Consider the following 9,389-nt stretch of genomic DNA (forward strand, 5'->3'; position numbering starts at 1 on the left):
AGTTTTGTCAGCTTTTTTCATTTTTACCCTAGAAATAATTAATTTATTGAATTGACAATGAAACTGCGTTTCCATTACTATCCCATGCAAAAATAGAGTTTTCATCATAAGGTGACTTTACAATTATGGATACCAGGCCAAAAAAATTGTGAAGATCAGTTACAGATGGCTCAGCTGAGCCGCTAGGATGCGAGTGAACACTTCCAACGTAGCTCAAATCAAATGGCAAAAATGATTGTGGAAAACCAGCAAATGTAGGACCTGAATAATTAAAGGGAGGAATTACAAGTCCATCAATCTTAATTTCACCATTTTTTGATTTGCCTTTAAGAATCAAGATTCCTTCATTTGGATGCTTCATTTGGCAATAAGAGAGAATACTATCAAGGACATCTTTTTGCATCAATACTTTACGTTCAAATTTTTTTGTTTTAAAAATCACAGAACCACCCTATCTACATACTAAATTAATCTCAAGACGATAATAAGGTATATTTTGTATTCGAATACGCTCTGAGTTTTGATTCTATTTCTTTGAAAAGTTTTGGAATCTTTGAATCAATTTCATCAATTTCACTTTGTAATGTTTTGGACTTTTGAAGATAGTCCTCTCGGAAAGAGGATGTTTTAGTTAATTCCGATTCCAATGAATCCAATTTTGAAGGCTTTAGAGATTTCATGTCCTTTAGTATTTTGTCATATTTTTCTTGATAGTCTGAGACTCTATTGACAAAGTCATCTAATGCCATCTCAGTTTCAGTAAGATTAGACATAGTCTTATCTACATCTTTAACAGAGATGGAACCAGATGTTATTGCTTTTCGTATGTTTTCAAGGATAACAATTACAGAATCTTTGTTATCGGAATTTAAAACATCAATTGGGTTATTGACAAGTTTTGTTAGGATTATTTTTTGATCTTTTTCTAGCGATGATGCATACTCGTATCTGCTTAATGGTCTAGAAATTTTAGTGAATTGAGCGTCAATATCATTTTTTATTTGTGATTTTTGTGATTGAAAATCATCTAAGGTCTTTTTTAATTTAATATAGTTTTGATAGCCTTTAGATGATTTTATCTCCTCGATTGAATCCAGTAGAGAGATAGATTTTTCTTGTAAGGATTCTATGTTGTCATTTGTATCAGAGATTTTTTGAGCTGTCTCAATTTTCATTTCTTTAAGAGATGCAATCTCATCTACAGTGCTGAGAATATACTCAGATGACTTTTTAGAAGTTTCAAGGTTTTGAAGTATTTTACGAATTTCTGCATGGTTGGTATTCATTACTTCAAGATTTTCCTTTAGTTGGGTCGCATATTTTTTTGCAAATATGTGAATAACTCTAGTTTGTCTTCCAAGTACATCACCAATTTTTTTTAGAATGTGATTTAATGATTCATTTAATTTTGCAGCATCATCAATTGATGAAACTTTAGGTAATGGCGTTACGCCTTTTTTTATAATATCAATAACCTGTTTTTTTCCACGAACTACAATAATTGCAAGATGTTTATCTATATCATCAACATTAAGGCTATCCTTTTCCAAGTGATTTCCAATTTTAATTAATTCATCAACTAGCGGGGCAGTAGTATTTCTCAAATGTTTAACTTCAGAAACAGCTTGTGAGGTTCTCAGCTCAAGAAGATCAGTGACTACTTTGCGCACATCAGATAATTTTATCTCTTTATTTTGAATGAATTCCTCAGCTGGTTGTTCTTCTTTCTTCTTTTTACCCCATCCAAAGACCATTTGATAATATTATTTTTGGGGGATTAAAAATGGTTGTACAGAATAAAATTTAAAATCCCACCAAAGAGAGGGAAATGAATGGGAAAAATAGTAAAGAAATCATTTCATACAGGTGTAGTTAAAAAAACAATCAAAATCAAAGCATCAAAAGAGAAAGTATGGAGAAAAGTCAGCAACCTAATTGGATTGCCAACATGGCTAATTGATGTAAAAAAGACAGTCTATCTCTCAAAGAAGAGAAAGGGTATTGGTGCAGTTAGACTGATTACTTTTGCAGATGGAAATAAGATTGAAGAGCATGTGGTTTCATGGAAAGATGGGGAATATTTCACATACATTGCAACTGAAGGACTGCCACTGAGGGCATATGTTGCTACCATCTCAATGAAAGTAAAATCAAAAAATCTCATTGAACTTACTTGGCAATCATATCTTAATAGCAAGAAAATGACAAAAAAGCAGTTTACAGAATTTGTTGAGTATTTGGGTTCATTTTACGTGGCATCACTTGGGAATCTAAAAGCATCATTAGAAAAATAACACTATAGAAAGTTTGGATTAAAGTGTAAATATGATAAATTGAGATTCAAAATATGAGCGATATGCGATTTACCATTATTGGGATTGCATTAATTTTTGTGGGATTTATCATTCTTGGAACCCAGGGACACCATTATCAAGCAGCTACTTTGGAATCAGAGGCGTTTGGAACATGCTATGAATATTTTGATGACAGGCCACCAGCTGAGATTAATTGTTCATTTAAGATAATGGATCAAACATTATTTTTTGCTCTAGTTATCGGATTTATTGGTTCTGGAATAATTTCACTAATCAAAGGTGCCAAAGGAGATTGGGATAACAAGGTAAGGCCTGAAGATATGGTAGGTCCCGGAGGATCTCAAAATGAAAAATCAGACAAGTCTGAAAAAGATTAGAGTCATTGTGATTTTTTAATTAACAATAAAGGAGAAGGTAGAAAATAATCTATTACCTAGTCCTTTGATTTTTTAAAGAGGCATTCTGAGTGTTTTGTTTTTCTTCCTCAGAGAACTCTTCTTCTAATCTTTGAAAATATACTTCTTCATATGGCATTTTTTTTCTAGTATATTATTACAAAATTTACATTTAAGCCTAAGGATTGATTTGTAGTATAGCCATACTCAGTATGTCTGAAATTATTTAGACAGTCATAACATTATCTAGAAAAAGGCATCAGATAGAGAGGTGTCATTAAAAACAGTATTAGACAAGGTTCCATGGGTTATCATCTTTGTAGTTGGTGTTCAATTCCACTTTTTAGCAGTAATATTTCCTGAAACGCGTGATTATAGCATTCATTTGATTGGGATTAGTATTGCCGTAATTAGCGCTTGCTTGATTCTGATACTATACACTGCAAATAAACGAGATGAAAAAAGAATGTCAGATTTGGAGTCATTAAGATGAAAATCCTTTCATCATTGCATGACCCAAAAAAAGAAAGATATGCTATTTATTATTCAGCAATATTACTTGTGATTATCATTTCAGTCACACTACTTGTTACAGGAATTTTTGAAATCAGTGTGATTGAAGGAAGTATGATGTTTTTTGAAGGGTTTGTTGCATTGTTTATGCTATCAAGACATGAAAAAGTATCACAGTCTTTTTCTATCCACTTAAGCAAATTAAACATTAATTTAAAAAATTGTGGCAGTTTTATTTCTAATAGTTTTAGAGCAAAAAATTAAAAATCATTTTCAATGATTTTTTTCATGTTATTCATCAACTCACTTAGTTCACTCATTCTTTGATCAAATTGCTCATCAGTCAAATTATCAGGTTTTGTCAAAGTAAGTGTAACTTCAGAGGAATCCCCACTTGAAACAACTCTCATAGGAACATCCCAGGAAGATTCTTCGTCAATATATTGATGATCTAAAATACCACGAGATTTGTCTTCATTGAATTTTAGTTGAGATTTACCATGAGGTCCAGTAAAAAACCACCATCCATCTTCGTTAATTTTTGCATCAGGCATCATCTTTGGTGGGACATTTAGTATTGCATCAAAGGCATCACCTGTCTTTTTATTTACCGTAAAAGTAATGGTCCTGGATCTAGTCATAGACCAAATTGCAGATAATGATTAAAAAAGATATAGTATCATTGATAGGAATGAATTCTTTGTAATTATTTATTCAGAAATTCCTTTATTTTCTTAAGATTTGTAACATTTGATTCATGGAACATTACCATCGATTCAGCTAAGGAATTAGGTAAGACAGTTTTGAGATTGGCAACAAGTTCATCTCCACTTGTAATCATATTATCAATGAGTTTCTCAATCTCATTTTGCTCATCTGGCATTAGAATAATTAGTCTCTAATCTTAATTATCTTTTTTTATTAGGGTTGAAGTTGATCGTACCTTGTCTAGTTTTTGGATATTCCAAGAAACAATCTCTCTAATCTTCTCGAAATTTTCTGCCTGCAATTTTACCAACATGTCATGAGTCCCAATAGTTTCAAAGACATCTTTGACTTGTTCAAGATCTTTTAGTTTCTCAATAATTTCTGCTTCAGCTCCTAGTTCACAGTTTAACATTATATAAGCATCAGTCATAAAATAAGCAGAGATTCTTTATTATTTAAAGATCAATAATTTTAGGTAAAGCTTACCAAGAAACATGTACCAAGTCTTTGAGATTTCTTCTTGGTTTTGGGAATTTGGTTTGCTTTGGATATCCAATGCATAATACAGATGATGGTATAAGGTCGGTCCCTAAAACATCCATTACCTTTTTCTCATCAAACATTCCAATCCAAATTGAGCTCAACCCTAATGCTTGTGCTGCTAATTGAGAATAACCAGCAGCAAGAGTTGCATCTTGTATTGCAAATTTTTTTAAAACATAATCAGGAAAATCAAATTTGACCCTAGAGGGATTTTTACAAAAAACCAAGACAACAGGTGCATTAACATATGGTTGATTATTGCAAGCCTCAACTAGAAGTTTTTTCTTCTCAGGACTTTTAACATAAAAAATTTCAAACCCTTGATAATTTCCTGCAGTAGGTGCAGTATCAGCTGCTGCAATTATTTTATCGACCTTTGTAGTCTCCACAGGTTTATCTAAGAACTTTCTAGTAGAACGTCTCTTTGCCATTACTGCAAACAGGTCTGTGTCTACAACTTCAGTTGGTCCAGACTTTAAGATAAAGTCAAGTAATTGATTTCGAACGTTGGGATCAGTTTTTTCAGGAGTAACTTTGGGTTCATAACCTAAGGGGTAAATCTTTTCTTCTTTTTCTGAAGCCATAAATCATATGGGAAAGATCATCTAATAAAGATTGAAGAATTTTTTGAATTTTTTATTCCGGTTCAAATGAATCACAACCACTAGTGCATGGTTTGTTCATTACTCCTTCACATTTTCCAGTATCATCATGCATGATTCTGTGATGTCCGCAAATCTTGCATTTTTCCCTGAAATGTGAAATTAATTCAGCATTTGAGATTCCAGATTTTTCAATTTTTGAACTAGTTTCATTAGTCATGATTGCATTGATTGAGATGTGATTTTAAATATTTTTAGAAAATCCATTTATGCTCCAAAAACTTGAATTTTGAGGCATGCCATACCCAATTTGTTTTCAATATTAGTGAGTTATGTGTAAACTATAACATGACCAAAAAACAAAATAAGCAAGTACAGCAGATTAACAAAAATAACAAGACAAAGCCCGAAAACCTCATGAAAAAAGAATATGTTGAATCTTACGAAGAATTAAAACAAAACATCAAAGATGAGCAAAAAGACTAGTCATTGACCAGCACGTGTTGATGTATCTCTGCATTCACCAGCATAATCTACATCCACCCCATGACATGCTGCATCCTCAAATCCACATCCATAGGTAATTCCATCAATGCCACATACAGGATCATAAACTAGGCATTGTATTGAGCAGGCAGGTTGACACATTCCATCTCTGCAAACAAGTTCATTATCACATTGATCATTTGATTCACATGTGTTTTTGCACTCTCCACCATAATCTACATCCACATTTGCTGCTTTTGCATAGCAGGTATTGCTGTAAGTATTACCATCAACTCCACAGACAGGAGAGTAGTTTTTTGGACAAGCTTGTGAGTCAATTTTGCATTCACCAGCATAATCAACATCTACATTTTCTGCTTTTGCATAGCAGGCATTGCTGTAAGTATTACCATCAACTCCGCAGACAGGAGAGTAGTTTTTTGGACAAGCTTGTGAGTCAATTTTGCATTCACCAGCATAATCAACATCAACTCCATGGCATGCTGCATCCTCAAATCCACATCCATATGTAATTCCATCAACACCACAAACAGGATCATAAACTAGGCATTGTATTGAACAGTCTTGTTGTTGGTTATTTTGAGAATGGCCTGGAATAAGTTCTTCAAACCAAAATTCACCATCATAAGTTCCAGGTTTCAAACCTTCAAACCAGAATTCACCATGTTCATTTCCAGTATTTGCAGCACCTCGATAGTAATCATAACCTTTCTTTGACTCAGATTTTAGAAAAATTACAACTTCATCATCAAAAGATATTTCATAACCAGGTGCAGGTCTAAATAGTACCATAATTTCATCGTGTAATGTGTAAACACCGGGAGCAGGTCTAAGTAGTACCATAATTTCATCGTGATTGGTTTTACTATCAGGAGTTCCAAGACTACGACCCATTTCGTGTCCTAAACCAGAGAGTTGTTCTCGAAGTTTTACATTTTCAGTTCGTAAATCGTTTACTTCTTTTGCTGCTTTGTCAGATAGATGCATGAAATTATTATCTAGCATCCAATTAAAAGAAGTCAAAAGTTCTTGCTGAGAAATTAAGCCATCAGCATACCATCTAAAACTATTATCAATCCAATCAGGAATTGCTTTGCTGGCAACTCCAGGATCATGGATATTACTATCAGTCCATTCTTGGGCATCAACCATTAGAAAATTTAAAGAAACAAAACTCAATGCGACAAAAACCACATAGAGTATTTTATTCATAAAATACTAGTCATCATACTTGTAAATAAATTTGAGATTCAGCATATGAGTAAAGACAGATTCAGATAGTCATAAGAATGGAGTTATTCATATGTACCAAATCTTTTCAAGATATAAAAAATACAGAATGGCATTAGCCATTCTTCATTGAAATCAAGGTCTTAATTCCTGATTGTGCTGATTTTATCTGTTTTTGTAAGAGTTCTGATTTTTTGGTTAACTCATCATAAGATTTGTTTTGATTATAGTTTGTGATTATCTTCTGCTCAGTTTGCACTAGTTTATTTTGCAATTCATGAATCTTTGCACTAAATGATGAAATCAGCAAGTCAATCTCATTGTTGTGAAATAGATTTAGTGTCACATCATTAGAATCAGCAAGAATCTTTGTTCCATATCTGGTACAATCATTATACTTGAAACCAGCACTACTTACTGGAACTGGAATACTATCAAGATCAGAAGTCACTAGAACGCCGACAGAATCACGGCTGTACTTGTTTTTGCAATAGTCAAATGTCACATTGCTTGTATTTTGACTCAAATCGTATACTTTAACATCTCTGATGCCATTTTTGTTAATTTCATCTTGTGGGTAGCCATACACATTAGGCAAAAACATGATGGCAACCAGTAAAGTAATGATTGATGCAATTATTACAAAATCAATTGATTTGACAATTCCATATGCTGGTAAAAGTATCTTTGACTTTGTTTTCTCAATATTATTTGGAACGTACTTTTCAATGTCTTCTAAAATATCGTAAATCATTACGAACTCACCTCCTCCTATTTGATTAAGCATAATCTGCTATCAAGTCATCAAACACCAAGCATGAAAGCCCCATCAAATCAGGACTTGTATGATGCCTTCTAGCTAGAAGAGAGGGTGGAATTTCTCTTCTAACTAGAGCAGATGGCAGGTGTGATTTTTGAATAGATGTACTCAAGATAGCAGCACTCACAAGTAAGGTATAGACAAAAAAGAATATTTTAATTTCTAATTGGATGTGGCATGCTATTTTTATTCAAATTAAAAAACAAAAAACACAAGCATGTATGTTCACGCCGGGAAAGGGATTCGAACCCCTGCACGCTTGCGCGTAGCCGTTTTCGAGACGGCCGCCTTACCACTTGGCTATCCCGGCACAAACTCTGGGATTTTCTCCATAATAAAGCAAATCAGAAAATAGTTTACTAGACTTTATCAATATCAAATAGTTCGTCATTGAATTTTTTTATGATCTGATCTTTGGTTTTATTCCATTCTTCATCAGAAACAGTATCTGAGAAAATTGATGAGAAATTATCAAAAGAATCATCGCCCAAAGATGAAAGTACTTGTTTCTTTTCGTTCTCAGATAGTGGAAAATATGAAACAATCTTTGTAATCATCCCGTCATGGTCTGTCTTTAAATCAAAAATTTTCTCCTCCAATTGAGAAGAGATATTCAGCTTTGGCAGTATTTTTGAAATTATTCCTCACATATTAAATTCAATTTTGTAAAACAATAGATCTACTCAAAAGGATAAACACAAAATAGAACAAAAATTCAATGAATCTCAATGGGATTAAACCTAAAAGATTTGGTAGTAAGAGAAAAGACTACACTTGAGGCATTCTCAAATAAGGTAATTGCAATTGATGCATACAATGCCATATACCAATTTCTAGCAAGCATTAGGGGCCCAGACGGATTACAGTTATCAGATTCAGAAGGAAGAATCACTAGCCACTTGAGTGGGTTACTATACAGAAATGTCAATTTTCTATCATTGGGCATAAAGCCAGTCTATGTTTTTGATGGCAAGCCTCCATCTCTGAAGACTGCTGAGATTGAGCGAAGAAAACAGATCAAGCGGGATGCTACTGTCAAATATGAAAAAGCAATTGCTGAAGGCAACATGGAGGATGCAAGAAAATATGCACAGCAAACAACTAGTATGAAAGACGGAATGGTAAAAGAATCAAAAGAGTTGTTATCATATTTTGGAATACCATTCATCGAGGCACCATCAGAAGGAGAAGCAACAGCTGCGCATCTTACCAATACAGGACAAGCATATGCATCTGCAAGTCAGGATTTTGATTCTATATTGTGTGGTGCAAAAAGACTGGTGAGAAATTTTACAAACAGTGGAAGAAGAAAGATTCCTAACAGAAACACATACATCGATATTTTGCCAGAAATTATTGAAACACAAAAAACCTTAGATGAGTTGGAATTAACCCGAGAAGAATTAATTGATGTTGGAATTTTAATTGGAACAGACTTTAATCCAAATGGCTTTGAGAGGATTGGTCCAAAGACAGCACTCAAGATGATAAAACAGCATTCAAGATTAGAAGACATTCCACAAATTCAAGAGCAATTAAAGGAGATTGACTATGAGCAAATTAGACAGATCTTTTTGAATCCAGAAGTTGCAGATGTAGATGAAATTGTTTTTGATAAAATCGACTATGATGCAATTACAAATTATTTGGTCAAGGAGCGAAGTTTCTCTGAAGACAGAGTTGCATCAACTCTTAATCGACTAAAAAAAGCATTAGAGAAGAAGAGTCAGAATTTAGACCAGTGGTTCTAAAATTA

The 9,389-nt window shown here is 33.4% G+C and carries 17 protein-coding genes and 1 tRNA gene; 6 read left to right on the plus strand and 12 right to left on the minus strand.

Annotated features, from left to right (window positions below; all coding sequences use genetic code 11):
• Nucleotides 1-43: 43 nt before the first annotated feature.
• Together ACX119_RS06125 and ACX119_RS06130 are read right to left on the minus strand one after the other, a co-directional pair.
• Nucleotides 44-442 carry a Mov34/MPN/PAD-1 family protein gene (locus tag ACX119_RS06125; protein ID WP_459350416.1) on the minus strand — a complete coding sequence of 133 codons (399 nt, stop codon included), beginning with the start codon at nucleotides 440-442 and terminating at the stop codon, nucleotides 44-46.
• Between the two features lie 31 nt (nucleotides 443-473).
• Nucleotides 474-1,754 (minus strand): coiled-coil domain-containing protein, encoded by a 1,281-nt coding sequence (locus ACX119_RS06130; RefSeq protein WP_459350417.1) that lies wholly within the window; start codon nucleotides 1,752-1,754, stop codon nucleotides 474-476.
• A 78-nt stretch (nucleotides 1,755-1,832) separates the two neighbouring features.
• On the opposite strand from ACX119_RS06130, the gene ACX119_RS06135 reads away from it, so the two are divergent.
• The 4 genes from ACX119_RS06135 to ACX119_RS06150 all read left to right on the plus strand — a co-directional run bounded on the left by ACX119_RS06135 (nucleotide 1,833) and on the right by ACX119_RS06150 (nucleotide 3,487).
• Complete coding sequence (locus ACX119_RS06135; protein WP_459350418.1) at nucleotides 1,833-2,294, plus strand: SRPBCC family protein; 462 nt, start codon at nucleotides 1,833-1,835, stop codon at nucleotides 2,292-2,294.
• Nucleotides 2,295-2,356: 62 nt separating this feature from the next.
• Complete coding sequence (locus tag ACX119_RS06140; protein ID WP_459352004.1) at nucleotides 2,357-2,692, plus strand: hypothetical protein; 336 nt, start codon at nucleotides 2,357-2,359, stop codon at nucleotides 2,690-2,692.
• 289 nt (nucleotides 2,693-2,981) lie between these two features.
• Nucleotides 2,982-3,203, plus strand: a complete 222-nt coding sequence (locus ACX119_RS06145; protein WP_459350419.1) for a hypothetical protein — start codon at nucleotides 2,982-2,984, stop codon at nucleotides 3,201-3,203.
• Nucleotides 3,200-3,487 carry a hypothetical protein gene (locus ACX119_RS06150; RefSeq protein ID WP_459350420.1) on the plus strand — a complete coding sequence of 96 codons (288 nt, stop codon included), beginning with the start codon at nucleotides 3,200-3,202 and terminating at the stop codon, nucleotides 3,485-3,487. Before ACX119_RS06145 ends, ACX119_RS06150 begins: the two co-directional genes overlap by 4 nt.
• On the opposite strand, the gene ACX119_RS06155 is transcribed toward ACX119_RS06150, so the two are convergent.
• From ACX119_RS06155 to ACX119_RS06175, 5 genes are all read right to left on the minus strand, one after another.
• On the minus strand, nucleotides 3,484-3,864 hold the full coding sequence (locus tag ACX119_RS06155; RefSeq protein ID WP_459350421.1) for a hypothetical protein: 381 nt from the start codon (nucleotides 3,862-3,864) through the stop codon (nucleotides 3,484-3,486). The genes ACX119_RS06150 and ACX119_RS06155 overlap by 4 nt on opposite strands.
• 65 nt (nucleotides 3,865-3,929) lie before the next feature.
• A complete protein-coding gene (locus ACX119_RS06160) occupies nucleotides 3,930-4,106 on the minus strand; it encodes a hypothetical protein (RefSeq protein WP_459350422.1) in 177 nt (58 codons plus the stop codon).
• A gap of 21 nt (nucleotides 4,107-4,127) precedes the next feature.
• Complete coding sequence (locus ACX119_RS06165; RefSeq protein WP_459350423.1) at nucleotides 4,128-4,361, minus strand: Lrp/AsnC ligand binding domain-containing protein; 234 nt, start codon at nucleotides 4,359-4,361, stop codon at nucleotides 4,128-4,130.
• A gap of 52 nt (nucleotides 4,362-4,413) precedes the next feature.
• Nucleotides 4,414-5,058, minus strand: a complete 645-nt coding sequence (locus ACX119_RS06170; RefSeq protein WP_459350424.1) for a nitroreductase family protein — start codon at nucleotides 5,056-5,058, stop codon at nucleotides 4,414-4,416.
• A 52-nt stretch (nucleotides 5,059-5,110) separates the two neighbouring features.
• Nucleotides 5,111-5,296: a hypothetical protein gene (locus tag ACX119_RS06175; RefSeq protein ID WP_459350425.1), complete on the minus strand. Its 186-nt coding sequence runs from the start codon at nucleotides 5,294-5,296 to the stop codon at nucleotides 5,111-5,113.
• 128 nt (nucleotides 5,297-5,424) lie between these two features.
• On the opposite strand from ACX119_RS06175, the gene ACX119_RS06180 reads away from it, so the two are divergent.
• Nucleotides 5,425-5,562 (plus strand): hypothetical protein, encoded by a 138-nt coding sequence (locus ACX119_RS06180; RefSeq protein ID WP_459350426.1) that lies wholly within the window; start codon nucleotides 5,425-5,427, stop codon nucleotides 5,560-5,562.
• On the opposite strand, the gene ACX119_RS06185 is transcribed toward ACX119_RS06180, so the two are convergent.
• The 5 genes from ACX119_RS06185 to ACX119_RS06205 all read right to left on the minus strand — a co-directional run bounded on the left by ACX119_RS06185 (nucleotide 5,563) and on the right by ACX119_RS06205 (nucleotide 8,232).
• A complete protein-coding gene (locus tag ACX119_RS06185) occupies nucleotides 5,563-6,762 on the minus strand; it encodes a Kazal-type serine protease inhibitor family protein (RefSeq protein WP_459350427.1) in 1,200 nt (399 codons plus the stop codon).
• A 166-nt stretch (nucleotides 6,763-6,928) separates the two neighbouring features.
• Nucleotides 6,929-7,600 carry a hypothetical protein gene (locus ACX119_RS06190; protein WP_459350428.1) on the minus strand — a complete coding sequence of 224 codons (672 nt, stop codon included), beginning with the start codon at nucleotides 7,598-7,600 and terminating at the stop codon, nucleotides 6,929-6,931.
• Nucleotides 7,593-7,745 (minus strand): hypothetical protein, encoded by a 153-nt coding sequence (locus ACX119_RS06195; RefSeq protein WP_459350429.1) that lies wholly within the window; start codon nucleotides 7,743-7,745, stop codon nucleotides 7,593-7,595. The genes ACX119_RS06190 and ACX119_RS06195 overlap by 8 nt, the downstream gene beginning before the upstream one ends.
• 116 nt (nucleotides 7,746-7,861) lie before the next feature.
• Nucleotides 7,862-7,943: transfer RNA gene (locus tag ACX119_RS06200), tRNA-Ser, on the minus strand.
• A gap of 49 nt (nucleotides 7,944-7,992) precedes the next feature.
• Nucleotides 7,993-8,232 carry a hypothetical protein gene (locus ACX119_RS06205; RefSeq protein WP_459350430.1) on the minus strand — a complete coding sequence of 80 codons (240 nt, stop codon included), beginning with the start codon at nucleotides 8,230-8,232 and terminating at the stop codon, nucleotides 7,993-7,995.
• Between the two features lie 129 nt (nucleotides 8,233-8,361).
• Here ACX119_RS06205 and fen point away from each other — a divergent pair, with 129 nt between their 5' ends.
• Nucleotides 8,362-9,384, plus strand: coding sequence for a flap endonuclease-1 (fen, locus tag ACX119_RS06210; protein ID WP_459350431.1), 1,023 nt, complete (start codon nucleotides 8,362-8,364; stop codon nucleotides 9,382-9,384).
• Nucleotides 9,385-9,389 lie beyond the last annotated feature (5 nt).

Source organism: Nitrosopumilus sp. S4 (assembly GCF_054515835.1).